The sequence below is a fragment of the Pseudomonas sp. PDM30 genome, from assembly GCF_019218985.1.
GTDB lineage: Bacteria > Pseudomonadota > Gammaproteobacteria > Pseudomonadales > Pseudomonadaceae > Aquipseudomonas > Aquipseudomonas jessenii.
Genome location: NZ_JAHUWM010000007.1, coordinates 139,529 through 164,662, shown reverse-complemented (window position 1 = coordinate 164,662; position 25,134 = coordinate 139,529). Strand labels below are relative to the sequence as shown.

22 protein-coding genes are annotated in these 25,134 nt (G+C 60.8%); 13 read left to right on the top strand and 9 right to left on the bottom strand.

Annotated elements, in window-relative coordinates:
* Positions 1 to 199: 199 nt before the first annotated feature.
* Together KW840_RS18180 and KW840_RS18175 are read left to right on the top strand one after the other, a co-directional pair.
* Positions 200 to 724 carry a DUF6586 family protein gene (locus tag KW840_RS18180; protein ID WP_057715652.1) on the top strand — a complete coding sequence of 175 codons (525 nt, stop codon included), beginning with the start codon at positions 200 to 202 and terminating at the stop codon, positions 722 to 724.
* A gap of 94 nt (positions 725 to 818) precedes the next feature.
* On the top strand, positions 819 to 1,052 hold the full coding sequence (locus tag KW840_RS18175; protein ID WP_007995277.1) for a hypothetical protein: 234 nt from the start codon (positions 819 to 821) through the stop codon (positions 1,050 to 1,052).
* A gap of 92 nt (positions 1,053 to 1,144) precedes the next feature.
* On the opposite strand, the gene sulA is transcribed toward KW840_RS18175, so the two are convergent.
* Together sulA and lexA are read right to left on the bottom strand one after the other, a co-directional pair.
* Complete coding sequence (sulA, locus tag KW840_RS18170; RefSeq protein ID WP_007991406.1) at positions 1,145 to 1,621, bottom strand: SOS-induced cell division inhibitor SulA; 477 nt, start codon at positions 1,619 to 1,621, stop codon at positions 1,145 to 1,147.
* Positions 1,622 to 1,631: 10 nt separating this feature from the next.
* A complete protein-coding gene (gene lexA, locus KW840_RS18165; protein ID WP_007995278.1) occupies positions 1,632 to 2,240 on the bottom strand; it encodes a transcriptional repressor LexA in 609 nt (202 codons plus the stop codon).
* A 229-nt stretch (positions 2,241 to 2,469) separates the two neighbouring features.
* Here lexA and KW840_RS18160 point away from each other — a divergent pair, with 229 nt between their 5' ends.
* From KW840_RS18160 to KW840_RS18150, 3 genes are all read left to right on the top strand, one after another.
* Complete coding sequence (locus tag KW840_RS18160; RefSeq protein WP_007974041.1) at positions 2,470 to 3,177, top strand: TetR/AcrR family transcriptional regulator; 708 nt, start codon at positions 2,470 to 2,472, stop codon at positions 3,175 to 3,177.
* 158 nt (positions 3,178 to 3,335) lie between these two features.
* The gene (gene nagZ / locus KW840_RS18155) at positions 3,336 to 4,346 is read left to right on the top strand and encodes a beta-N-acetylhexosaminidase (RefSeq protein WP_056722002.1); all 1,011 of its coding nucleotides are present in this window, start codon (positions 3,336 to 3,338) and stop codon (positions 4,344 to 4,346) included.
* A gap of 12 nt (positions 4,347 to 4,358) precedes the next feature.
* Positions 4,359 to 5,096, top strand: coding sequence for an S-methyl-5'-thioinosine phosphorylase (locus tag KW840_RS18150; protein ID WP_007974037.1), 738 nt, complete (start codon positions 4,359 to 4,361; stop codon positions 5,094 to 5,096).
* Positions 5,097 to 5,218: 122 nt separating this feature from the next.
* Here the strand turns inward: KW840_RS18150 and KW840_RS18145 are convergent, their stop codons facing one another.
* Genes KW840_RS18145 through mfd form a run of 3 tightly spaced genes read right to left on the bottom strand, consistent with a single transcriptional unit; the run spans position 5,219 to position 11,957 of the window.
* The gene (locus KW840_RS18145) at positions 5,219 to 7,912 is read right to left on the bottom strand and encodes a DEAD/DEAH box helicase (protein ID WP_218496696.1); all 2,694 of its coding nucleotides are present in this window, start codon (positions 7,910 to 7,912) and stop codon (positions 5,219 to 5,221) included.
* Positions 7,913 to 7,918: 6 nt separating this feature from the next.
* Complete coding sequence (locus KW840_RS18140) at positions 7,919 to 8,497, bottom strand: CsiV family protein (RefSeq protein ID WP_090454107.1); 579 nt, start codon at positions 8,495 to 8,497, stop codon at positions 7,919 to 7,921.
* Positions 8,498 to 8,507: 10 nt separating this feature from the next.
* Positions 8,508 to 11,957, bottom strand: coding sequence for a transcription-repair coupling factor (gene mfd / locus KW840_RS18135; protein WP_218496694.1), 3,450 nt, complete (start codon positions 11,955 to 11,957; stop codon positions 8,508 to 8,510).
* A 363-nt stretch (positions 11,958 to 12,320) separates the two neighbouring features.
* On the opposite strand from mfd, the gene KW840_RS18130 reads away from it, so the two are divergent.
* From KW840_RS18130 to sthA, 3 genes are all read left to right on the top strand, one after another.
* Positions 12,321 to 13,784, top strand: a complete 1,464-nt coding sequence (locus KW840_RS18130) for a glyceraldehyde-3-phosphate dehydrogenase (RefSeq protein WP_057715647.1) — start codon at positions 12,321 to 12,323, stop codon at positions 13,782 to 13,784.
* A gap of 295 nt (positions 13,785 to 14,079) precedes the next feature.
* Positions 14,080 to 15,117 carry an FAD:protein FMN transferase gene (locus tag KW840_RS18125; protein ID WP_218496692.1) on the top strand — a complete coding sequence of 346 codons (1,038 nt, stop codon included), beginning with the start codon at positions 14,080 to 14,082 and terminating at the stop codon, positions 15,115 to 15,117.
* A gap of 207 nt (positions 15,118 to 15,324) precedes the next feature.
* Complete coding sequence (gene sthA / locus KW840_RS18120; RefSeq protein WP_007984277.1) at positions 15,325 to 16,719, top strand: Si-specific NAD(P)(+) transhydrogenase; 1,395 nt, start codon at positions 15,325 to 15,327, stop codon at positions 16,717 to 16,719.
* A 42-nt stretch (positions 16,720 to 16,761) separates the two neighbouring features.
* Here sthA and KW840_RS18115 read toward each other — a convergent pair whose 3' ends face one another.
* Together KW840_RS18115 and KW840_RS18110 are read right to left on the bottom strand one after the other, a co-directional pair.
* The gene (locus KW840_RS18115) at positions 16,762 to 17,484 is read right to left on the bottom strand and encodes a glycerophosphodiester phosphodiesterase (protein WP_218496690.1); all 723 of its coding nucleotides are present in this window, start codon (positions 17,482 to 17,484) and stop codon (positions 16,762 to 16,764) included.
* Between the two features lie 14 nt (positions 17,485 to 17,498).
* Positions 17,499 to 18,080, bottom strand: a complete 582-nt coding sequence (locus KW840_RS18110; RefSeq protein WP_150812437.1) for a PilZ domain-containing protein — start codon at positions 18,078 to 18,080, stop codon at positions 17,499 to 17,501.
* Positions 18,081 to 18,174: 94 nt separating this feature from the next.
* Between KW840_RS18110 and KW840_RS18105 the strand changes: the two genes are divergently transcribed.
* The 3 genes from KW840_RS18105 to KW840_RS18095 all read left to right on the top strand — a co-directional run bounded on the left by KW840_RS18105 (position 18,175) and on the right by KW840_RS18095 (position 21,427).
* Positions 18,175 to 19,425, top strand: coding sequence for a lipoprotein-releasing ABC transporter permease subunit (locus KW840_RS18105; protein ID WP_102668916.1), 1,251 nt, complete (start codon positions 18,175 to 18,177; stop codon positions 19,423 to 19,425).
* 7 nt (positions 19,426 to 19,432) lie between these two features.
* Positions 19,433 to 20,116, top strand: a complete 684-nt coding sequence (gene lolD / locus KW840_RS18100; protein ID WP_167362852.1) for a lipoprotein-releasing ABC transporter ATP-binding protein LolD — start codon at positions 19,433 to 19,435, stop codon at positions 20,114 to 20,116.
* A gap of 66 nt (positions 20,117 to 20,182) precedes the next feature.
* A complete protein-coding gene (locus KW840_RS18095) occupies positions 20,183 to 21,427 on the top strand; it encodes a lipoprotein-releasing ABC transporter permease subunit (protein ID WP_218496688.1) in 1,245 nt (414 codons plus the stop codon).
* Positions 21,428 to 21,533: 106 nt separating this feature from the next.
* Here the strand turns inward: KW840_RS18095 and KW840_RS18090 are convergent, their stop codons facing one another.
* Positions 21,534 to 22,883 carry a heavy metal sensor histidine kinase gene (locus tag KW840_RS18090; RefSeq protein ID WP_218496686.1) on the bottom strand — a complete coding sequence of 450 codons (1,350 nt, stop codon included), beginning with the start codon at positions 22,881 to 22,883 and terminating at the stop codon, positions 21,534 to 21,536.
* Positions 22,883 to 23,563 (bottom strand): heavy metal response regulator transcription factor, encoded by a 681-nt coding sequence (locus KW840_RS18085; RefSeq protein ID WP_218496676.1) that lies wholly within the window; start codon positions 23,561 to 23,563, stop codon positions 22,883 to 22,885. Before KW840_RS18085 ends, KW840_RS18090 begins: the two co-directional genes overlap by 1 nt.
* Positions 23,564 to 23,718: 155 nt before the next feature.
* On the opposite strand from KW840_RS18085, the gene KW840_RS18080 reads away from it, so the two are divergent.
* Complete coding sequence (locus KW840_RS18080; protein ID WP_150812439.1) at positions 23,719 to 24,240, top strand: plastocyanin/azurin family copper-binding protein; 522 nt, start codon at positions 23,719 to 23,721, stop codon at positions 24,238 to 24,240.
* Between the two features lie 61 nt (positions 24,241 to 24,301).
* The gene (gene queF / locus KW840_RS18075; protein WP_218496673.1) at positions 24,302 to 25,132 is read left to right on the top strand and encodes an NADPH-dependent 7-cyano-7-deazaguanine reductase QueF; all 831 of its coding nucleotides are present in this window, start codon (positions 24,302 to 24,304) and stop codon (positions 25,130 to 25,132) included.
* The last annotated feature ends 2 nt before the right edge of the window (positions 25,133 to 25,134 follow it).

Below are 25,134 nucleotides of genomic sequence, written 5' to 3'. Positions count from 1 at the left end.
ACGATGACGCGGGCCATCAGAATGCCCGCGTTGCTCTCAGGTCCATCGCGAGCTCGCTCCTACAGTTAGTGCGCAAGGCCGCATGAGAACCCTCGGGTTTTCATGCGGCTTTTTTGTTTTGGGCTTGCGGTCGGATCGGCTGATCCATGACACTGTCAAACCTGCGTGAAGCAATTATTTCGTTGTGGAGGCTGCCGTCATGGCCCACGAACTGTACACCCGCACCAATCAGAAGATTTATTTCGCCGGCTTGTCGCTTGAAGCGCTGGCCCGCACTGAAGAGGGGCGGGCGATGAATTCGCTGGCGCTGATCCAGGCTGGGCGCGAATCCGCGCTGTTTCATCTGTACGGCGCGCTGCTGGGCCTGTGTCACGAGATCGCCGGTTTCTATCGCTTGCCTCAGGCCAATGCGCCCCGTGCAGAGTTGTTGCTGACTCGCGAGGTGCTGGACACCATCGCCATTCCGGAAATGGCTGAGCTGGTCGAGCTGGCCAATAACCCGGAGACCTGGCTGGCCAAGCTGTTGGCTGCCCATGCTGCGTTGTTTCAGCCGCCGCGGGCGCCCCACAAGCCAAAAGGCGACGTGACCCAGCCACTGATTCAGGCTGTCAATCTGGATGAAGAGGAGGCGCCGCAAGAGCTGAGTCGGGAAGAGCTGGAGAGTTGGCGTCAGAACCTGAAGGGGTTGGCGATCCGCTTTCGCGAAGGCCTGAACGAGTGCTGACAGAAACAGTTTTGGGATGGCATCTGGTCAAGATCCCGAGCGAAGCCTGGCCGATGCCTATATAATCCCCGCCTTTCGTGGAGAACAGTCCTTTATGCCAACGTCCTTTCTAGAAATTGTCGAGTTACCAGACGGCCGTATCGAGCTGCGCAGGGCCGAGGACGAGGGTTCTCTGGTTACTTTGGATTTCTCCGAGGACGCCAAGGCATTCCTGCAAGGGCAGCACGTGGAAGTCGCCAAGGCGATGTTGAGCGTCGGTGTTCAGATGGCCGGTCGCCTGGTTGAAGGCGAATTCGACAAGGAAGAGGGGGCGCGGGTTCTTCATTGACCGCCGCCTGTCGCTTTTCCTGATGTCGTTACTCATCGGCTTCTCTGTCCCTGGAGAAGCCTTGCGCGGTGAATCACGCGTTTGTCCGCCGGTTAACCCAGTCGAATATTCAGGCTCTGAGCGTCCCCGGTACGGGCGGCGCTGATCAGTTGTTGTCGCGATTGGGGGCTCAGCGGGTTGATCCAGCTGACCACCGTGTGGCTACGACCCAGGCGCAGGGCTTCGCAAGTCAGTTGCTGGGCGCTCTGGGTGCCCCGGGGTTGCAGCAGCAGAATGCGCTCGCGGTTAAGGCCGGCATCTCGCAGCCAGGCTTGAGTCAGGCTGGCGGGTGGCGCGATCAGTGTCAGCCAGCGTGCGTCCTGGTCCTGGCTCAATTCCCTGAGGATCGGTGCCAGAAGGCTCAGGCAGTTCCCGGCTGCACCACGCAGTGACAGCTCGCTGAAAACGTCAGGTTCGGCGCTCCAGGGGGACTCGACTACGTCTTTCAGGATCGGCGCCAATGGCTGTGCCATGAACGCTTCGAACAACGGCAGTTGGGTTTGCTGTGGTGATGTCTGTGGGAACTGCATGGTGCCTCCTTTAGCGGCGAATGACGCCGACACTCAAGCCTTCGATCACCAGTTCCTGGTCTTGAAGGTTCACTTCAATAGGGGCGAACTCGGGGTTCTCGGCGATCAGCCAGACTTTGCTGCCGTCACGCTTGAAGCGCTTGACGGTCACTTCGTCGCCGATCCGCGCAACGACGATCTGGCCGTTACGGGCTTCGCGGGTGGTGTGGACCGCCAGCAGGTCGCCGTCGAAAATGCCGATATCCTTCATGCTCATCCCATGGACGCGCAGCAGGTAGTCGGCGCGCGGATGGAAGAAGGCGGGATTGATGTTGCAGGACTCTTCGATGTGTTGCTGCGCAAGAATCGGGGCGCCGGCTGCTACCCGGCCAATGATCGGCAGGGTGGAATCGTCGGCCTTGGCTTCGAAGCCGGGAATGCGGATGCCACGGGAGGCGCCAGGCGTCATCTCGATTGCACCCTTGCGGGCCAGTGCCTTGAGGTGTTCTTCCGCCGCATTGGGTGACTTGAAACCCAGTTCCTGAGCGATTTCCGCGCGGGTGGGTGGATACCCGTTGTCTTCCAGGCAGCGCTTGATGAAGGCCAGAATCTCTGCTTGTCGTGGCGTCAGCTTTAGCATATCGATCGCTCTGTTTTTTTATACAGTGACTGGGATTATATACAGTAAGTCGGTCTTGGCAATGCTCCATTTTTCAGTCGCCGCCGGACGGTCAAACAGCCGATGGATTGAAGCTTTGCCGTTGTGTGGTTAAATGTCTGACCGACCATTCCCGAAACGAACTGCCAGACTTGACAATGCACAGGCTGAAACGTATGTTTCAAACAAGTGTTTGTCAGGCGGAGTAGCCATGGCCCAGTCGGAAACCGTTGAACGCATTCTTGATGCCGCCGAGCAGTTGTTCGCGGAAAAAGGTTTCGCCGAAACCTCGTTGCGTCTGATCACCAGCAAGGCGGGTGTCAACCTGGCGGCGGTGAACTATCACTTCGGTTCGAAGAAAGCGTTGATCCAAGCGGTTTTCTCGCGGTTCCTCGGGCCATTCTGCATCAGCCTCGATAAAGAACTGGAGCGGCGTCAGGCCAAGCCTGAAATCAAGCCGACACTCGAAGAGTTGCTGGAAATCCTCGTCGAGCAGGCACTGGTGGTGCAGCCGCGCAGTGGCAACGACCTGTCTATCTTCATGCGTTTGCTGGGACTGGCGTTCAGTCAGAGCCAGGGGCACTTGCGTCGTTATCTGGAAGACATGTACGGCAAGGTGTTTCGCCGCTACATGATGCTGGTCAACGAAGCGGCGCCACGTATTCCACCTATCGAACTGTTCTGGCGCGTGCACTTCATGCTGGGTGCGGCGGCGTTCAGCATGTCCGGTATCAAGGCCTTGCGCGCGATTGCCGAAACCGATTTCGGCGTGAACACCTCGATCGAGCAGGTCATGCGCCTGATGGTGCCGTTCCTGGCTGCCGGCATGCGCGCCGAATCCGGCGTTACCGACACGGCCATGGCCACGGCCCAGTTGCGTCCGCGTAGCAAATCGACACCGGTTGCCGCCAAGGTTTAACCGCACACGGGTGGGCGCGGCAGCTGACATCCGCTAAGCTAGCCGCCCATGCCGACTCTCGTTCTGAACCCGTTTCCCATTGAAATTGCCGACCTGCCGGGCACAGCGTCTGGCGGCGAATTCGTGTGGGCCGGGTTTTCTGTTATCAAGGAATTTCTATGACTGCTGGCTTGCAAGGCTCGTTGATGGTGGACGTCGCCGGTACCTGGCTGACGGCTGAAGATCGCCAATTGTTGCGCCAGCCCGAAGTGGGTGGCCTGATCATCTTTGCCCGCAACATCGAGCATCCGCGTCAAGTGCGCGAGCTGAGTGCGGCCATTCGCGCCATTCGTCCCGATCTGCTGTTGGCGGTTGATCAAGAGGGCGGCCGCGTGCAGCGCCTGCGCCAGGGATTCGTGCGATTGCCCGCCATGCGCGCCATTGCCGACAACCCGAACGCCGAATACCTGGCCGAGCAATGCGGCTGGATAATGGCGACTGAAGTGTTGGCCGTTGGCCTGGACCTGAGCTTTGCCCCGGTGCTGGACCTGGATTACCAGCGCAGCGCCGTTGTTGGCACCCGTTCGTTCGAAGGTGATCCCGAGCGCGCTGCCTTGCTCGCAGGTGCATTCATCCGCGGGATGAACAGCGCCGGGATGGCTGCCACCGGCAAGCACTTCCCCGGCCACGGCTGGGCTGAAGCGGATTCTCACGTCGCGATTCCCAACGACGAACGCAGCCTCGACGAGATCCGCGCCAATGACCTGGTGCCGTTTGCCAAGCTGAGCAAGCAACTGGCCGCCGTCATGCCGGCCCACGTCATTTATCCACAAGTCGATTCCCAGCCCGCCGGCTTCTCCCGCCGCTGGTTGCAGGACATCCTGCGTGGCGAGTTGCAGTTCGATGGCGTGATCTTCAGTGACGACCTGTCCATGGCGGGCGCTCACGTGGTCGGCGATGCCGCCAGCCGTATCGAAGCGGCGCTGACTGCCGGTTGCGACATGGGTCTGGTGTGCAACGACCGTGCGGCCGCCGAACTGGCCCTGAGCGCTGCCCAGCGTCTGAAGGTCAAGCCTTCCGAGCGTATTGCGCGGATGCGCGGCCAGTCGTTTGCCAGCACCGAATACCGTCAAGACCCGCGCTGGCTGGCCGCTGTCGGCGCGCTCAAAGAAGCTCAATTGATTGATTAAGGACTGTTCGTTATGACGGTTTACGCGATTATCGGTGGCACTGGCCTGACTCAACTCGAAGGCCTGAGCATTCGCCAGTCACTGGCAGTGGACACGCCTTATGGCGCACCTTCGGCCGACGTTCAGATCGGCGAGTATGCCGGCAAGGAAGTACTGTTCCTCGCGCGTCACGGTCATCCCCATCGTTTTCCACCGCATCAGGTCAACTACCGCGCCAACCTCTGGGCGCTGAAGCAGGCCGGTGCCGAAGCCATTCTGGCAGTCAACGCCGTGGGCGGCATCCATGCCGCGATGGGCACCGGGCATTTCTGCGTGCCGCATCAGTTGATCGACTACACCAGCGGTCGTGAGCACACCTACTTTGCCGATGACCTAGAGCACGTCACCCATATCGACTTCAGCTACCCCTACAGCGAGCCATTGCGTCAGCAACTGATTGCGGCATTGGCGGCGGAAGGCGTGGGCTACAGCAGTCATGGCGTGTATGCCTGCACTCAAGGGCCGCGCCTGGAGACAGTGGCTGAAATCGCCCGGCTGGAGCGCGATGGCTGCGACATCGTCGGCATGACCGGTATGCCGGAAGCCGCCTTGGCCCGCGAGCTGGAACTCGATTACGCCTGTCTGGCGCTGGTGGTGAACCCGGCGGCGGGCAAGTCGACGGCGGTGATCACCATGGCCGAGATCGAGCAGGCGTTGCATGACGGCATGGGCAAGGTGAAATCGACGCTGGCGAGGGTGCTCAAGGGCTGAGTCCCGCTTGATACCGAGTTGACTTCATCGCGAGCAAGCTCGCTCCCACAGTGTCCGCGTCTTTTGCGGACACTGTGGGAGCGAGCTTGCTCGCGATGACGGACTAAAAAACGCCACAGATCTCAACGTTTTTCGAGGTTTTCCGGCAGCGGCGCAAACAGCGCCTCAATATCATCGTTTTGCAGTTTCCAGTCCCCGGCCTTGCGCCCATCCAGTACGCCGGCCGCGAGGTCGGATTTTTCCTTTTGCAGGTGCTGAATCTTTTCTTCCACCGTGCCGCGCGCAATCAGTTTGTAGACGAACACCGGCTTCTCCTGGCCGATGCGATACGCACGGTCGGTCGCCTGGTTTTCCGTCGCCGGGTTCCACCACGGGTCGTAATGAATCACCGTGTCCGCTTCGGTCAGGTTCAGGCCAACGCCACCGGCCTTCAGGCTGATCAGAAAAATCTGACGCTTGCCGCTCTGGAATTCCTTCACCGGTGTGCGGCGGTCGCGGGTCTGGCCGGTCAACAGAGCGTAGGCCACGCCGCGCTTGTTCAGTTCGTCTTCGATCAGTGACAGCATTGAAGTGAACTGCGAGAACAGCAGGATCCGCCGACCTTCCTCGAACAATTCCTCGAGCATTTCCATCAGGCTATCGAGCTTGCCTGACGTGCTGCCACGGCTTGGCAGGGTCGCCTCGTTGACCAGGCGCAAATCGCAGCACACCTGTCGCAACTTGAGCAGGGCTTCAAGAATGATGATCTGGCTGCGGGCCACGCCTTTGCGGGTGATCTCGTCGCGGACTTTCTTGTCCATGGCCAGGCGCATGGTTTCGTACACATCGCGCTGGGCCTCATTGAGTTCGACCCAGTGGATGATCTCGGTTTTTGGCGGCAACTCGGTGGCAACCTGTTCCTTGGTGCGGCGCAGCAGGAAAGGTTTGATCCGGCCGTTGAGGTGCTGGAGCCTGACCTCGCTGGTGCGTTTTTCAATCGGCACGCGGTAATCGCGGTTGAAGCTTTTGACGTCGCCCAGCCAGCCGGGCAACAGGAAGTGAAACAGCGACCAGAGTTCACCGAGATGGTTTTCCAGTGGCGTGCCACTCAGGCACAGGCGCTGCCGGGCATTGAGCTCGCGGGCAGCCTGGGCGGCCTTGCTGGTCGGGTTCTTGATGTATTGCGCTTCGTCCAGCACCAGTATGTGCAAGGGCTGCGCCGCCAGGCGTTCGACATCCTTGGGCAGCAGCGCATAGGTGGTCAGGATCAGATCGTAGTCGGCCAGCTTGTCGAAGTGTTTTTTGCGGCTGGCACCGTACAGCGCCAGCACCTTGAGCTGCGGCGTAAAGTGCGCCGCTTCGTCGAGCCAGTTGGGGATCAGGCTGGTCGGCATCACCACCATGCACGGCCGATCGAGACGACCGGCGTTTTTCTCGCTCAGGACGTGCGCCAGTGTCTGCAGGGTTTTGCCCAGACCCATGTCATCCGCAAGGATTCCACCCACTTCCAGTTGCCGCAGCGATTGCATCCAGCTCAAGCCCTCAAGCTGATACGGACGCAGCGTCGCATTCAGACCGTCCGGGGCGACGGCCGTGTGGTCCTTGATGTCGCGCAGGCGCTGGGCAAAGGTGCGGATCTGTTCGCCACCCTCCCAGAGCAGTGGAATGTCTTCCAGTGGGTTCAGGCGCGTGGCATCGGCCTTGCTCAGGCGCAGCGTGGTGTCGCCGGGCTCCTGCAGGTAGAACTCGCCGAGGGTGGCCAGCACCGGTTTCAAGCGGCCGAAGGGCAGGGCGACTTGCAGCGGGCCGTGCCCGGAGTTCGGGCGATTGGGGATGTTGACCAGGATCAGCTCGTCGTCGCGGCGTCGGGCAAGACGCTCCGGGTTGAGGATTTCGGTGTGGGAGCGCATCAGGTTGAGCAGGATCGGTAACAGGCTCAGGCGTTCGCCGTTGACGATGATTCCCAGTTCCAGGTCGAACCAGTCTCGCTCCGGTGCCTGGTCGACCGTGGCGTACCAGTCGTCTACCGCCGTCAGGTCGAAACCGAAGTCCTCGTCGATCTGCAATTCCCAGCCCTGGGTGCGCAACTTCGGCAGTTCATTGAGGGTAAAGGTCAGCCAGGCGCTGTCATTGACCATCTCGAACAGCTCGCCGGCACTTTCCGGCAGGGCCTTGCTTTGCCGGGTGGCGATTTTGAAGCCGAGGATTCGCAGTTGCTCTCGGTAGGACTGTTCCACTTCCGGGTGGCGTTTGATCCGCAGCGTCTGGGTTTCCTGACGAATCAGGATGTCGGTGTTTTTCTGCCCGGAAACGTACTCGTCCAGGTAACTGAAAGACAGCGCCGCGCGATGCTGGATGTAACGCTGCATTCGACCGTTGCGCGGTTCGAACGCGCTGAACTCGATGCTGGCCAGCCACAGGCGCGGAACGGGCTGCACATTGTCCACCAGCACTTGCGGCGGTGCTTTCGGACTGCGGTTTTCCAGGACTGCCTGGAGTTTTTCCAGGAGTTCGGCATCTTTGGCGGCAGCGGGGTAGTCGAGGGTTTCCTGCACTTGCAGGAGCACCGCCGCGCAATGTTTGCAGTTGCTGTGGACCGGGCAGGAGCAGGTGGCGTCGACCATCAGCAGAGTGCCCTTGGCTGACTCGCGCAGGCGAATGGTCTGGCGGTAAACGTTACCGCCCGAGCCTTCACACGCGGCGACGATGGTTGCGTCGCCGGCTTCGACGATCCTGACACGATTCTCCAGCGCGTAGCGGCGGCCACGCTCCAGGCTCTGTTCCTTGAATCGGCTGACCCAGGACGGTGCCAGGGGTTTGCTCAGGGTCGCGGACATTGGGAATCAGTCCGGAATTTCTTCGGGAGCTGCTCGGGGGGCGGGGGCGGTCAGCGAGGTGATCTTGATCAGCAGGCCGAGGTGGCCGTTGTCGAGGAAGTTCAATTGGCCGTTTTTGGTGTGGCTTTCCTGTTTCAAGCGCTCGCTGGCGGTCACCATGCCATTGGCATCGATCTGGTTGACCCAGAAATCGGCGTCGACGTCGGTAAAGCGCCCCAGTTTCATGTTCAGTGTGCCCTCGATCGGGTACTGACCATACTGTTCCTTGCCGTCGCTGATCGCCACTTTGCTGGCGGTTTCGCCGAGGGGCTGTTGCCAGGCCTTGTGCAGCAACACCGTGTAGTCGGCGCTGCTGGTGAGTTTTTCCACCTCGCCATTGAGGCTTGGCGTGCGCAGGCTGTCGGGGCTGACCGGTTGGGCGCCAGCGGCCCAGTCTTCCGGCGCGGCGCGGCTGACGATTGCCGGTACGGCGTTTTGACGGACCAGAATCATTTCGACCTGATACAGGTCATCGGCATATGCCGTGGGTGCGACCAGCGCTGGCATCAGCAGGGTCAACAGGGTCAGTGAGCGAAACAGGCGCATGCGGCGTCCTTCAAGCAGTTTTCGGAACGAGGCGCTCGAAAAGCGCCTCTACAGTATTAAAGCGCTCTTCCGGGCGCTCCATCGGAACCATGAATTTGAACATCGTGGCACCTTCGAATTTGTAGCGTTTTGGCTGGCTCTGGATCAGTTTGATCAGGGTCAACGGGTCGACCGGCGTCTGTGCGGCGAACTCGACGCGACCGCCTTGGGGGCCGCCATCGACTTTCTTGATGCCCAGTTGCTCGGCCTGCAATTTCAATGCTGTGATGCGGATCAGGTTCTTGGTCGGTTCCGGCAACAGGCCGAAACGGTCGATCATCTCCACCTGCAAATCCTTGAGGCCGTCCTCGTCGGTGGCCGAGGCAATGCGCTTGTAGAGAATCAGGCGGGCATGGACATCCGGTAGGTAGTCTTCCGGGATCAACGCCGGTACCCGCAAGTTGACTTCCGGACCGCCGCCAAGCGGTTGATCGAGGTTTGGCTGTTCGCCCTTGCGGATCGACTTCACCGCGCGCTCGAGCATTTCCATGTACAGCGTGAAGCCGACGGCCTGGATCTGCCCGCTCTGGCCGTCGCCGAGCAGTTCGCCGGCGCCACGGATTTCCAGGTCGTTGGTGGCAAGCACGAAGCCCGCGCCGAGGTCCTGGGTGTTGGCAATTGCTTCCAGGCGCTTTTCCGCGTCCGGGGTGATTTGCTGGCGTGGCGGCGTCAGCAGGTAGGCGTACGCCTGGTGGTGGCTGCGTCCGACCCGGCCGCGCAACTGGTGCAACTGTGCCAGGCCGAACTTGTCGGCACGCTCGATGATAATGGTGTTGGCGCTCGGTACGTCGATGCCGGTCTCGATGATGGTCGAGGCAATCAGCACGTTGAAGCGCTTGTGGTAGAAGTCGCTCATCACCTGTTCGAGTTCGCGTTCGCGCATCTGCCCGTGGCCGATACCGATCCGTGCTTCCGGCACCAGTTCGGCCAGATCGGCAGCGCATTTCTCGATGGTTTTCACGTCGTTGTGCAGGTAGTAGACCTGGCCACCACGCAGCAACTCACGCAGCAAGGCCTCTTTGACCGTGCTCTTGTTCTGCTCCATGACGAAGGTGCGTACCGACAGGCGACGGGCCGGCGGCGTGGCGATGATCGACAGGTCGCGCATGCCCGACACCGCCATGTTCAGCGTGCGCGGAATCGGCGTGGCGGTCAGGGTCAGGATGTCGACTTCGCTGCGCAGGGCCTTGAGCTGTTCTTTCTGACGGACACCGAAACGGTGCTCTTCGTCGATGATCACCAGCCCGAGGTTTTTGATCTTCACGTCGTCCTGCAGCAGCTTGTGCGTGCCGATGACGATGTCGATCTTGCCTTCGGCCAGGTCCGCGACCGCCGCATTCACTTCCTTGGCTGACTTGAAGCGGCTCATCACTTCCACGCTCACCGGCCAGTCGGCAAAGCGGTCGCGGAAGCTGTTGTAGTGCTGCTGGGCGAGCAGGGTGGTCGGCACCAGAATCGCCACCTGGCGACCGCCGTGCACCGCAATGAACGCGGCGCGCATTGCCACTTCGGTCTTGCCGAAGCCGACGTCGCCGCACACCAGGCGATCCATCGGCTTGGGCGCAAGCATGTCTTCGCGCACCGCTTCGATGGTGGTTTGCTGGTCCGGGGTTTCTTCGAACGGGAAACCGGCGCTGAAGGTGGCGTAGTCGGCCTTCGGATCGGCAAAAGCATAGCCTTCGCGGGCAGCGCGACGTGCATAGATGTCGAGCAACTCGGCGGCCACGTCACGCACCTGTTCGGCGGCTTTGCGCTTGGCTTTCTGCCAGGTCTCGGAGCCCAGGCGATGCAGCGGGGCCAGGGCATCGTCGCTGCCGGTGTAGCGGGCGATCAGGTGCAGGTTGGCCACCGGCACATAAAGCTTGGCGTCTTCGGCGTATTCCAGGGCGAGGAATTCAGCGGTCTGGCTGTCGATTTCCAGGGTCGCCAGGCCCAGGTAGCGGCCGACACCGTGGTCGATGTGCACCACCGGCGCACCTTCGCGCAGCTCGGTGAGGTTCTTGATGACAGCATCGTTGTTGGCATCGGCGCGTTTTTCGCGGCGACGGCGCTGCATCACGCGCTGGCCGAACAGCGGGCTTTCGGCGACGAGGGCCAGGGCCGGGTCATCGAGCAGCAAGCCTTCGTCGAGCGGGGCGATGGTGATCGCCAGCCGTTCCTTGCCGGCGACAAAGTCCGGCCAGCTGTCGACGGTTTTCGGTCGCAGCTTCAGGCGTTCCAGCAGCTCCAGCAACACTTCGCGGCGGCCTGCCGATTCGGCGGTAAACAACACGCGACCGGGGAATTCGTCGAGGAAACCAGCCAGTGCCGCTAATGGCTGGGTGGCCTTGGCTTCGATGGCCAGGTTCGGCAGTTCTCGAGCCGGGAAGCGCTCGCGGCCGCCACCGCTTTCAATGTCCTGTTGGCTGGCCACTACGCGCGGCCAGTTCTTCAGGCGCGCGAAGCAGTCTTCCACTGGAAGGAACAACTCGGCTGGCGGTAATAAAGGACGGGAAGGATCGACACGGCGTTCTTCATAGCGATTGCGCACATCGTTCCAGAAATTCTCGGCGGCCTGTTCGATGCCTGGCAGGGAAAACACTTGCGTGTCCTGTGGCAGGTAATCGAATAGCGTCGAGGTTTCTTCGAAGAACAATGGCAGGTAGTACTCGATACCGGCCGGGGTGATCCCGCTGTTCAAGTCCTGGAAGATAGGGCAGCGACGGAAATCGACATCGAAGCGCTCGCGAAAACGCGCCTTGAAGCGGGTCACGGCTTCTTTCTCCAGCGGGAACTCCTTGGCCGGCAGCAGTTTGACCGAGTCGACCTTGTCGATGGAGCGTTGATTCTCCGGGTCGAAGGTGCGCAGGGTTTCGATTTCGTCGTCGAACAGGTCGATGCGGTATGGAAGTTTGCTGCCCATCGGGAACAGGTCGATCAACGAGCCGCGGACCGTGAACTCGCCATGCTCGTACACGGTATCGACATAGCGATAACCGGTGGCTTCAAGCCGGGTGCGCATTTGCTCGACGTCTAGCTTCTGGCCGACATCCAGCACCAAACTGCTGCCGAGCAGGAATTTGGTGGGCGCCAGGCGGTGCAGGGCCGTGGTGATCGGCACCACCAGCACGCCATGACTCAACTCCGGCAGTCGATAGAGCGCCGAGATACGTTGGGAAATGATGTCCTGGTGCGGTGAGAACAGGTCGTAGGGCAGGGTTTCCCAGTCGGGAAAGTGCAATACGGGCAAATCCGGGGCGAAGAAAGCCAGCTCCTGTTCCAGCCGTTCGGCACTTTGGCTGTCGGCGGTCAGCAGCAGGGTAAAGCGCTTGGCAGCGCTGGCGGCCTCGGCAATGGCCAGGCTCAGGGCGGCACCGGGCAGGTTGCCCCAGTGCTGTTTACCTGCCGCGGCAGGGAGAAGCGGTAGACGCAGAACGGGCACGGAAGGTTGAGCTCCAAGCGTTGCGACAAAGTCGGTAATTGTAGCGGTCTACGATGCCGCCTGTCAGTTGCTGACTGTGTCTAAAGCACGGGTTTGGCGAAATGTAGTGGTAAAGACAAAATTCTGCGCTTTTTTACCTAAAATTAATGAATATGTAGTGGCAAAAACAACGAGTGTTACGGAGGGTTACGGATAAGGAGACTTTGGCTCCAAAAAATTGACTGTGCTGAAAGCCCCGGTTTTATTGGGCTGGAGCGAGGCGTAATTTTTTTGAACGACGATTTGTTACGTAAAGCGCGACGGGCGCGCATTGCTACCGCTGTCACTCGGCGGCATAATGTAGCCCCTTTTTTCTGCCCCTACATGTGGAAGGTTCCCGTGACTCAGAAGCCCGACCAGTGTCTTGGTGAATGGATCGACCGTGAAGCACTCGCAGAAGCGATGATTCCGCTTATCGGTCAGCTCTACCGCAATAACAACGTGGTGAGCTCGATCTATGGCCGCAGCCTGATCAACCGCTCGGTGATTTCGATCCTCAAAGCGCACCGCTTTGCCCGTCATCGCCAGACCGACGAAACCGAACTCTCCGTCCACGAAACATTCCCGCTACTCAAGGCGATGAGCGAGCTCAAGCTCGGTGCCGCTTCGGTAGACCTGGGCAAGCTGGCGGCCAAATACAAGGCCGAAGGCAATGGTCGTAGTGCCGAGCAGTTCGTCCGTGAAGAGATGGCCGACGTGGTTGGCCAGCAGAACGCTTCCGCCCGCAAAGGCACCGACGTTGTCCTGTACGGCTTCGGTCGTATCGGCCGTCTGCTGGCGCGCATCCTGATCGAGAAAACCGGTGGTGGCGACGGCCTGCGTCTGCGCGCCATCGTTGTCCGCAAGGGCGCCGAGAACGACCTGGTCAAACGTGCCAGCCTGCTGCGTCGCGACTCGGTTCATGGCCCGTTCGATGGCACCATCACCATTGATGAAGCCAACAACACCATCACCGCCAACGGCAACCTGATCCAGGTTATCTACGCCAAGGGCCCGGCCGAAGTCGACTACACCCAGTACGGCATCGAAAACGCTCTGATCGTCGACAACACCGGTGTATGGCGTGACGCCGATGGTCTGGGCCAGCACCTGGCTTGCCCGGGCGCTGCCCGCGTAATCCTCACCGCACCTGGCAAGGGCGCGCTGAAGAACATCGTGCACGGCATCAACCACGGCGAAATCACCCCTGACGACAAGATCATCTCGGCCGCTTCGTGCACCACCAACGCCATCGTGCCGGTGCTCAAGGCTGTGAATGACAAGTACGGCATCGTCAACGGCCACGTCGAAACCGTTCACTCGTTCACCAACGACCAGAACCTGATCGACAACTTCCACAAGGGCAGCCGTCGTGGCCGCGCCGCGCCGCTGAACATGGTAATCACCGAGACCGGTGCCGCCACTGCAGCCGCCAAGGCTCTGCCAGTGTTGAAGGGCAAGCTGACCGGTAACGCGATTCGCGTTCCTACGCCGAACGTGTCGATGGCTATCCTGAACCTGAACCTGGAAAAGGCCACCACTCGCGAAGAGATCAACGAGTACCTGCGCCAGATGGCCATGCACTCGGATCTGCACAAGCAGATCGACTACGTCAGCTCCCAGGAAGTGGTTTCCACCGACTTCGTTGGCTCGCGCCACGCAGGCGTAGTGGACGCTGAAGCGACCATCACCCAGGATAACCGCGTTGTTCTGTACGTCTGGTACGACAACGAGTTCGGTTACAGCTGCCAGGTGGTTCGCGTGATGGAAGACATGGCCGGTGTAAACCCGCCAGCATTCCCGCGCTAAGCCTTAGCTGCACATGAAAACGCCCCGGCCTTGGTCGGGGCGTTTTTGTTTGTGCTGCTTTTGTCTGTTGGGGGATGTGTTGTTCGCACTGGCCTCATCGCGAGCAAGCTCGTTCCCACAGGGTATGGTGGTGTTTGCACGGTAGTGATCACGCCAGCTATCCAATGTGGGAGCGAGCTTGCTCGCGATAGCGGTCTGAGAGAGCTATCAATGCTGGATGTGATGGCCTCTTCGCGAGCAAGCCCGCTCCCACGGTTCTATCGCATAATGGCTGGCCCTGGCGGTGTGTCAGGGGATGCATTGGGGAGCTCGGAAATTGTTGATCAGGTGGCAGGGGGTGGCATTTTTGCTGCTCGGCGCACTATCAGGCTGCGGCAACGGCGACACTCTGGAGAGCTTCGGTGGCCCGACCATGGGCAGCACTTATTCGATCAAGTATGTGCGCCATGCCGACCTTCCGGCGCCGGACGAAGTCCGTGTCCAGGTCGAGCAGATCCTCGCTGACATTGACCGGCAAATGTCGACCTACCGCAGCGACTCGGACATCGAGCGCTTCAATGCGTTACCGGCCAACGGCTGTCAGGCAATGCCGGCGTCGATCCTCGAATTGGTCCGCGTGGGTGAGCAACTGTCAGCGCAAAGCGACGGTTCCTACGATCTGACGGTGGAGCCGTTGCTGAACCTCTGGGGGTTTGGTCCGCAGGCCCGCGGGGAAAAAGTCCCGACCGCCGACGCGCTCGCCGAAGTCCGCAAGCGCGTCGGTCACCAGCATTTGCGCATCGATGGTGACCGGTTGTGCAAGGACGCCGCCGTCGAGGTCGACTTCAACAGCATTGCCGCCGGTTATGCGGTGGACACGATTGCCGCAAGACTCGAGGCGATGGGCATCCATGACTACCTCGCCGAGGCCACGGGTGAGCTCAAGGCGTCCGGCAGGAAGGCTGACGGCTCGCCGTGGCGCATTGCCCTGGAAGAGCCGCGGGATGACCGGCAGGTGGCGGAGCGGGTCATTGTCGTCGACGGCTATGGCCTGTCCACTTCCGGCGACTACCGGAATTATTTCGAGCAGGACGGACAGCGTTTTTCCCACACCTTCGATGCCCGCACCGGTGCGCCGGTCTCACACACCCTGGCGTCCGTCACAGTGATTCATCCTTCTGCGTTGATGGCCGATGGCTTATCGACGCTGTTGCTGATTCTCGGCCCGGAGCGCGGTTGGGACTACGCAGAAAAACACGATATCGGCGCATTTTTTGTGATTCGTGCCGATACAGGTTTCGTCACACGCAGCAGTCCCGCTTTTGAACGCATCAGTGGCAAAAAAACCGAATGATTTCGGCGATTTGAGCATTGAAAACTGGCGTTGTAGCGCAGGCAAAAGTAGCCTACGACGCGACCAAGGGTTAATGTGCGCGGCGTTGACGCTTCTATAGACTGTGTCCGGGTTCTGCACTGGCCCCAAATTGTTCCTTCATGCCACGCATTGGCGTGATTTAGCCGCAGGTGCCGAGGGTGCCGCGGCCTGTTCTGAGGAGTACGCATGGCTGTCTACAACTACGACGTGGTGGTGTTGGGTTCCGGCCCGGCAGGGGAAGGCGCGGCAATGAACGCCGCCAAGGCAGGGCGCAAGGTGGCGATGGTCGATAGCCGTCGCCAGGTCGGCGGCAACTGCACTCACTTGGGCACCATCCCGTCCAAGGCACTGCGTCACTCGGTGCGGCAGATCATGCAATTCAACACCAACCCGATGTTCCGGGCCATTGGTGAGCCGCGCTGGTTCTCGTTCCCGGACGTGTTGAAAAGCGCCGAGAAAGTCATCTCCAAGCAAGTCGCTTCGCGTACCGGCTACTACGCCCGTAACCGCGTCGACGTATTCTTCGGCACCGGCAGCTTCGCCGACGAGCAAACCATCGAAGTGGTCTGCGCCAACGGCGTGGTCGAGAAACTGGTGGCCAAGCACATCATCATCGCCACTGGTTCGCGTCCTTATCGCCCGGCGGACATCGATTTCCACCACCCGCGTATCTACGATAGCGATACCATCCTCAGCCTCGGCCACACCCCGCGTAAACTCATCGTTTACGGCGCCGGCGTGATCGGTTGCGAATACGCCTCGATCTTCAGCGGTCTGGGTGTATTGGTTGAATTGGTGGACAACCGTGGGCAACTGCTGAGCTTCCTCGACTCGGAAATTTCCCAGGCCCTGAGTTATCACTTCAGCAACAACAACATCACGGTTCGCCACAACGAAGACTACGACCGCGTCGAAGGCGTGGACAACGGCGTGATCCTGCACCTCAAGTCTGGCAAGAAGATCAAGGCCGACGCCTTGCTCTGGTGTAACGGTCGTACTGGCAACACCGATCAGTTGGGTCTGGAAAACATCGGCGTGAAGGTCAATAGCCGTGGCCAGATCGAAGTCGACGAGGCGTACCGCACCTGCGTGCCGAACATCTACGGCGCCGGTGACGTGATCGGCTGGCCGAGCCTGGCCAGTGCCGCCCACGACCAGGGTCGTTCGGCCGCTGGCAGCATCGTCGATAACGGTAGCTGGCGCTTTGTGAATGACGTGCCGACCGGCATCTACACCATTCCGGAGATCAGCTCGATCGGCAAGAACGAGCAGGAACTGACCCAGGCCAAGGTGCCGTACGAAGTGGGCAAGGCCTTCTTCAAGAGCATGGCGCGGGCGCAGATCGCCGGCGAGCCGCAAGGCATGCTGAAGATCCTGTTCCACCGTGAAACCCTGGAAGTGCTGGGTGTTCACTGCTTCGGTTATCAGGCGTCGGAGATCGTACACATCGGTCAGGCGATCATGAACCAGCCGGGCGAACTCAACACGTTGAAGTACTTCGTCAACACCACGTTCAACTACCCGACCATGGCCGAAGCCTATCGGGTAGCCGCGTACGACGGCCTCAACCGGCTTTTTTGACGGGCTCCGGCCGGTGGCCTGAGCCGGCCGGGGAGACCGATTTCAGCAATTCTCGAGCGTGGCGGTGGCCAAACCGGGAAAGTCTGTAATCAGGCTGTCAACGCCGAAGTCGGCGAGTCTGCGCATCAGCGCGGGCTCGTTGACGGTCCATACCGACACATGCAGCCCCTGACGCTGCGCCCTTTGCAGGCGTTCCGGCGTGCACAGGGTCCAGTTCAGCGCCAGAATCTCACAGCCATAGCTGGCGGCGACCTTCAGTGGGTCAAGCCAGGCATACTCGGCCACCAGCCCGCGGGATACGTCCGGCACCAACTCCAGCGCAGCCTTGAGCACTTCACGGGAACTCGAGGTGATGGTCACCTTGTCCATCAGGCCATGACGTTGCACCATTTCGCGAATCGCCAGCACGGTGGTCGCGGCACGCATCCGTGATGCGCTTTTGACTTCCAGCTGCCAGTGATCGAAGTCGCATTGCTCGAACAGCTGTTCCAGCGTCGGAATCGGGCAAGGCTTGATCCAGCCCGGTCCACCCTTGCGTGCGTCATAGGTCACAAGCTCGGCCGCTGTGTGTTCGACGACCTTGCCGCGACGGTCAGTGGTGCGCTTGAGGCTCGGGTCGTGGATGACCATCAGCTCGCCGTCCATGGACAGGTGCAGGTCCAGTTCGCAGCGACGCACGCCGTGCTTGAGACATTCCTGAAAGCTGGTCAGGGTGTTTTCCGGTGCTTCGCCCTTGGCGCCGCGATGGCCGTAGATGAGGGTCACGGTTCTTCCTTAATTTAATTGCCTGATTCGAGTTGGTCGCGGGCCAGGCGTCGTTCCTGGGCCTGCTTTTGCAAGATGTGGCGGGCCAGCAGTTGGCGTTGGGCGTCGGTCAGGTGTTCGAACTCGGTGCCGACGTCATAGCCGTCGCCCTTGCGGTCGCAATGGGTGACGCGGGCGCGCAGCAGCAGGCCCAGGGCCTGCGGCATCAGCACCAGTTTGACCGACAGGCGTGCGCCGGCGGCAATGGGCGATGGGTGCTGAAAGTCGATGCCGCCTTCGGAGATGATCACCGGCTGTGGTTCGCCGATCTGCCCGAGCACGGTGATGGCGATCACCTGGCTCAGCAAGTCGATGCGCTTGTTCTGGGATTTGAGGAACGCCGCGAGGTTCCGGTCGCGTTCGCTGATCTGGCGTAACAGGTGTTGCGACTCGAATTCACTCAGGTGCAGTTCGCTGAGCAAGTTGAAGAGTGGAGAAGCATCCTGCAACACTTCCTGGCCTGTGGCTTCAGTAGCGGACAGGGGCCGAATTTCCAGTGCGATCGTATCCTCGATACGGTAGTATTCGCGGCGATCTTCTTCATCTAATGTCGACATGGCGAACCCATGGTAGCGGCGGTGGTCTGAGTGTAAAGCTGGTTATCGACCCCCGCCACAAGGACGTTCCTTTTCCCTCCGAACAAGCCCCGACATGTTCAGACCTCTCTTCGTATTTATCGGCACGCGTTACACCCGTGCAAAGCGTCGCAATCATTTTGTGTCATTCATTTCCCTGACTTCGATGATCGGGCTCGCCCTTGGCGTGGTCGTGATGATCGTGGTGCTGTCGGTGATGAACGGCTTCGATCATGAGATGCGCACCCGCGTGCTGGGCATGGTGCCCCACGCGACCATCGAGTCCGGTGAGGCGATCAGCGATTGGCAAGGCCTGGCCGCGAAGGTCAAGCAGAACCCGCAGGTGACCGCCGTGGCGCCGTTTACGCAAATGCAGGGTTTGCTGACCAATAACGGCAAGGTCTCGAAAGTCCTGCTCAATGCCATCGACCCGGCGCAAGAGCGCCAGGTGTCGATCATCGATCAATTCATGACCCAGGGAAAACTCGACGACCTGGTGCCGGGTGAGTTCGGCATCGTCATCGGCGACAAGGCCGCGGCCAAGCTCGGTGCGGCCATCGGCGACAAGCTGACCTTCGTCGCGCCCGAAGTCACGGTGACCCCGGCCGGGATGTTCCCGCGCATGAAGCGCTTTACCGTGGTCGGCATCTTCCATGTCGGCGCCGGTGAGCTCGATGGCTATCTTGGCGTCACCAACCTGCAGGATCTGGCCCGGCTGCACCGCTGGAAACCGGATCAGGTCCAGGGCCTGCGCCTGAAGTTCGACGATCTGTTCCAGGCGCCGCGCACCGCGTGGAGCATCGCCCGCGACCTCGGCGAAGACCGCTACTACGCCCGCGACTGGACCCGCACCCACGGCAACCTGTACCAGGCGATCCGCATGGAAAAAGCCATGATCGGCCTGTTGCTGCTGCTGATCGTTGCCGTCGCTGCGTTCAACATCATTTCCACGCTGGTGATGGTGGTGAATGACAAGAAGGGCGACATCGCGATCCTGCGCACGCTGGGCGCCACACCGGGCACGATCATGCGCACGTTCATGGTGCAAGGCACCGTCATTGGCGTAGTCGGTACCGCGATCGGCGCGGTGGTCGGGATCTTCGCCGCGCTGAACGTCAGCGCCGCGATCTCGGCCCTCGAAGGCCTGATCGGGCACAAGTTCCTCAACGCCGACGTGTACTTCATCGATTACCTGCCGTCGCAGGTGCAGAGCCAGGACGTCGTAATGGTCTGCTCCGCGGCGTTGGTCCTGAGTTTCCTCGCCACCCTGTATCCAGCCTGGCGTGCCGCGCGCACCCAGCCTGCGGAGGCGCTACGTTATGAGTGAGTCGGGCATGAGTGATAAAGCAATCTTGAGCTGCCGCAGCCTGGGCAAATCCTACGAGGAAGGCCCGGAATCGGTGGAAGTGTTGGCCGGCCTGCAACTGGAATTGCACCCGGGCGAGCGTGTGGCGATTGTCGGCAAGTCGGGCTCGGGCAAAAGTACCTTGCTCAACCTGCTGGGCGGCCTCGATACACCGACCAAGGGCAGCGTCTGGCTCGACGGTGAAGAACTGTCGGCGCTGAGCGAGAAGAAACGCGGCCTGCTGCGTAATCGCGCCCTCGGCTTCGTGTATCAGTTCCACCACCTGCTGCCGGAATTCACCGCCCTGGAGAACGTCTGCATGCCGTTGCTGATCGGCAAGACCGCGATCCCCGAAGCGCGTCAGCGTGCCAAGGCGTTGCTGGAGCGGGTAGGGCTGGGACATCGCCTGGAGCACAAGCCGGCCGAACTGTCCGGTGGTGAGCGTCAGCGCGTGGCCATCGCCCGCGCCCTGGTGAACAATCCGGGCCTGGTGATGCTCGACGAGCCGACCGGCAACCTCGATTCCCACACCGCCCAGGGGATCCAGGACTTGATGCTGGAGCTCAGCACCTCGATGCGTACGGCGTTCCTGGTGGTGACCCACGACATGAACCTCGCCCGCCAGATGGACCGCGTCCTGCACTTGCAGGAAGGTTGCCTGACTCCCATCTAACGGATTGAAACCCGACGCGACCGAAAGGTGCGTCGGGTCTTATATTTTTATACGGTGCCCCAGCGAATGTTCAGACCGTTATCGATCTTTATCGGCACGCGCTATACCCGCGCCAAGCGCCGCAATCGCTTTGTTTCCTTCATCTCGATGACCTCGATGATCGGCCTCGCCCTCGGCGTGCTGGCGATGATCGTGGTGCTGTCGGTGATGAACGGCTTCCAGCGCGAAATGAGCTCGCGCATCCTTGGCATGGTGCCGCACGCCACCATCGTCGGCGTGAACCCGATTGACGACTGGAAGCCCGTGGCGGCGGCCGCGATGAAAAACCCGGAAGTGACGGCGGCGGTGCCGTTCACCGAGATGGAGGGCATGCTGTCCTACAAGGGCACGATGCAGCCGATCCAGGTCAGCGGTGTCGACCCGGCGCTGGAAGGCCAGGTGTCGATCGTTGCCAAGCACATCGTTCAGGGGAGCCTGGAAGCCCTGAAGCCGGGCGAATTCGGCGTGGTGATCGGGCAGATCACGGCGCGCCGCTTCCGCTTGAACGTGGGCGACAAGATCACCTTGATCGTGCCTGAGGTCAGCAATGCGCCGGGCGGCATTACCCCGCGCATGCAGCGGCTGAATGTGGTCGGCGTGTTCAAGGTCGGTGCGGAACTGGACGGCACCATGGCGCTGATCCACATGGCCGATGCCGCGCAGATGCAGCACTGGGAGCCGAATCAGGTGCAGAGCGTGCGCCTGGCGGTGAAGGACTTGTATGCCGCGCCGCAAGTGTCGAACGACATCGCCAATGGGCTGGGCGCCGCCTACAAGGCTGACGACTGGACCCACACCCAGGGCAGCCTGTTCAGCGCGATGAAGATGGAAAAAACCATGATCGGCCTGCTGTTGCTGATGATCGTCGCGGTGGCGGCGTTCAACATCATCGCGACCCTGATCATGGTGGTGAACGACAAGGGGGCGGACATCGCGATCCTGCGCACCATCGGCGCCACGCCACGGCAGATCATGGCGATCTTCGTGGTGCAGGGCACGGTGATCGGCATCGTCGGCACCTTGATTGGCGGTGTATTGGGCGTGATCGCCGCACTGAACGTCAGCCAGATCGTGGGCTGGATCGAGCGGGTCAGCGGGCAGCACATCTTCAGTTCCGACGTGTACTTCGTCAGTAACCTGCCGTCTGAGCTGCAAGGCGCGGATGTGGCGCTGATCTGTACGGCGGGGTTTGTCATGAGCTTCCTGGCCACGGTTTACCCGGCCTGGCGTGCGGCGAAGATCGAGCCGGCTCATGCACTTAGATATTCGTAACCAGTAACACCGCCATCGCGAGCAAGCTCGCTCCCACAGTAGATCTGAGTCAACTCGGTCAACTGTGGGAGCGAGCTTGCTCGCGATGGGGCTGTACCTGCCGGCCTCAATCCCCCCTTGGCAACTCGATCACAAACCGCGTCCACCCATTCTCCGATTCGCAACGAATCTGCCCGCCATGGGCACGGATGATCGACTGGGTGATCGCCAGTCCCAGTCCCGCATGTTCGCTACTGCCTTCACGACGCGCAGGATCGGCCCGGTAAAACCGGTCAAACAAGCGCGGCAATAGATCTTTGGAAATCTGTTGGCCCGTGTTTTCAACGGTCAGGCGCAACTCTTTTGGCTGATCGACGATTCGCACCCGAACCTCGCCATCGATCGGCGTGAAACGCAGTGCGTTGTCCAGCAGGTTCGACAGTGCCCTGCGCAACATGCTGCGGTCACCTTCGATGCGGGCATTGCCGTCACGACTCAGTTTTACCTGCGCGTCTTCCGCCAGCGGCGCAAAAAACTCCAGCAGCAGATCCGTTTCCTGTCCCAGTTCCAGCGGTTCGCGCTTGGGGATTAACAGTCCATGGTCAGCCTTGGCCAGATAGAGCATGTCGTTGACCAGTTGCGCCATCCATTGCAGCTCTTCGAGGTTGCTGTGCAGGGCTTCGCGGTAGTCCTCGATGGGGCGAGGGCGGGTGAGGGTGACCTGGGTGTGGGTCAGCAGGTTCGACAATGGCGTGCGCAGTTCATGGGCAATGTCGGCGGAGAAGGCCGACAGGCGCTGAAACGAGTCGTCGAGGCGTCCGAGCATGGCGTTGAAGTTGTGGGCCATTTCCGCCAGTTCCGGTGGCATGTTTTCTTCAGGTAGTCGCGAGTTCAGCGATTGCGCGGAAACACCGCTGGCCACCGCGCTGATCCGCCTTAACGGGCGCAAGCCGCTGCGTGCCGCCCAGGCGCCCAGCAGTGCGGTGGCCAGGGCTGACAGGCCGACGGTCAGCCAGATCAAATGCTGCATGCGTTGCAGAAAGTGCTGGTGATGGGTGATGTCCAACAGCAGAGTCAGTTGCGGTGACTCGGGTTTGTCCGCGAAAAGCGGTGCATTCAGGACGCGGTAATCTGTGCCTTCATGGCTCACCGTCGACAATCCGGACCGGCGCGGCAGTGCCTGGGGAATGTTGGTCGAACTGTCATACCAGCGCTGGCCGTCACTGCCGGTGATTCGCAGGGACAGGTCAGCCTGCCGGCTCAGTTCCTCGGCCAGTTTCACTTCGCTGTCACTCGACTGTAAGTCGTGCAGGGCCCGACGCAAGCCAATCAGCTTGCCGTCCAGCAGTTGCTGGTCGAGTTCAACGAAGTGCGCCTCGCTGGCGCGGCTGAACAGCACCCCGGCGAACAACGACACCACGGCGGTGCACGCGGCAAACAGCAGGGCCAGGCGGTTGCTCATGGAGAGGCGGCGCATCAGGCGGGACGCTCTTCAAGGACGTAGCCCATGCCGCGTACGGTATGGATCAGCTTGTTGGGGAATTCATCGTCGATCTTCAGGCGCAGGCGACGGATCGCCACCTCGATGACATTGGTGTCGCTGTCGAAATTCATGTCCCAGACCTGGGATGCAATCAGCGACTTGGGCAGGACTTCGCCCTGGCGGCGCAGGAGCATTTCCAGCAGGGCGAATTCCTTTGCGGTCAGGTCGATACGCTGGCCGCTGCGTTCGACCCGGCGCCGGATCATGTCCAGGCGCAGATCGGCCAGTTGCAGGCTGGTCTCCTGAGGCGTGGCGCTGCCACGACGCAACAGGCTGCGGACCCGGGCCAGCAGTTCGGAGAAGGCAAACGGCTTGACCAGATAGTCATCGGCGCCCAGTTCGAGGCCGTGAACCCTGTCCTCCACGGCGTCACGGGCGGTCAGAAAAAGTACCGGCGTGTCCAGGCCGGCACTGCGCACCGCTTGCAGAATCTGCCAGCCATCACGACCCGGCAGCATCACATCAAGAATCAGCAGGGCATATTCGCCGCTGAGGGCCAATTGCTGACCGGTGTTGCCGTCGGCCACCAGTTCGGTGTTGAACCCGGCCTCGGTCAGGCCTTGGCGCAGATAATGGCCGGTTTTCGGTTGGTCTTCGACGATCAGCAGTTTCATGGGCGACTCATGGCAAGTGGAACGAAGGCTTTATACCGTGGGCAGCATTCGCACAGGGCAACCTGACAAAGTTGTAATCTGGCTGTCAGGTTGCGGGCAGTGGCAGCAGTTTAGAGTTTTGCGCATGCTGAGCCTTAACTTGTTGGAGTATGACGATGTTTTTACGCAAATCCGTGGCGCAAATCCTGTGTTTGCTGGCGCTGAGTTCACCGGTGTGGGCAGACGCCGGGCATACCTACGATTTCGGTCAACCGGCCTCGGCGGCCAAGGCGACCCGCAGCATCGAGGTGGTGATGGGGGACATGTCCTTCACGCCGAAGTCCCTCGATATCAAGGCCGGGGAAACCGTGCGCTTCGTGCTGGTCAATAAAGGCCAGTTGCTGCATGAGTTCAACTTGGGGGATGCGGCGTTGCACGCCAGGCACCAGCAGGAAATGTTGCAGATGCAACAGAGCGGCATGCTGGCGCCAACCGGAATGAAGGCAATGGCCGGCATGGATCACAGCAAAATGGACCACGGCATGAAGCATGATGACCCCAACAGCGTGCTGGTGGAACCGGGCAAGACCGCCGAGCTGACCTGGACCTTCAGCAAGGCCACCAGCCTTGAGTTCGCCTGCAATATTCCCGGTCATTACCAGGCCGGCATGGTCGGCAAACTGACTGTCAGTCAGTAAGCACTCAAAGGCGGGAGCAAAGGCTGATAGAATCCGCTGATTCTTCAGTCAGGTTTCCGCCATGCATCCCGCAGCCGAACACTCGCCGCTGGGCAAGTCCAGCGAATACATCGCCACCTACACGCCGTCCTTGCTGTTCCCGATCCCGCGCACCGCGAAGTGGGCGGAGCTGGGCCTGACGGCGCAAACCCTGCCGTACAAAGGCGTGGACTTCTGGAACTGCTTCGAGCTGTCCTGGCTGCTGCCGTCGGGCAAGCCAGTGGTGGCGATCGGCGAATTCAGCATTCCGGCGGATTCGCCGAACATCATCGAGTCGAAGTCGTTCAAGCTCTACCTGAACTCCCTGAACCAGACGCCGTTTGTCGATACGGCGAGCCTTGAGGCGACGCTGGCCAAGGACTTGTCTGCGGCTGCCGGCAAGCCGGTGGGTGTGCGCATTCGCAGTCTCAAGGAGGTCGAGAGCGAAGGCGTCGTGGCCTTGCCGGGCGTGTGCATCGATGAACTGGATATCAGCGTCAGCAACTACGAGCATCCACGGCCGGAACTGCTGCGTTGCGATGATTCGCGCATTGTCGAGGAGAGCGTGCACAGCCATTTGCTCAAGTCCAACTGCCCGGTCACCAGCCAGCCGGACTGGGGCAGCGTCGCGGTGGAGTACCGTGGCGCGGCGCTGGATCATGCGAGCCTGCTCGAGTACATCGTCAGCTTCCGCCAGCACTCGGACTTCCATGAACAGTGTGTAGAACGGATCTTTCTCGACCTGCAGCGGTTGCTGAAACCAGAGAAACTGACGGTGTATGCGCGTTATGTGCGTCGGGGCGGGCTGGATATCAACCCGTATCGCAGCACTGAAGAGGTGCAGCTGCCGAACCATCGCCTGGTCCGTCAGTAACG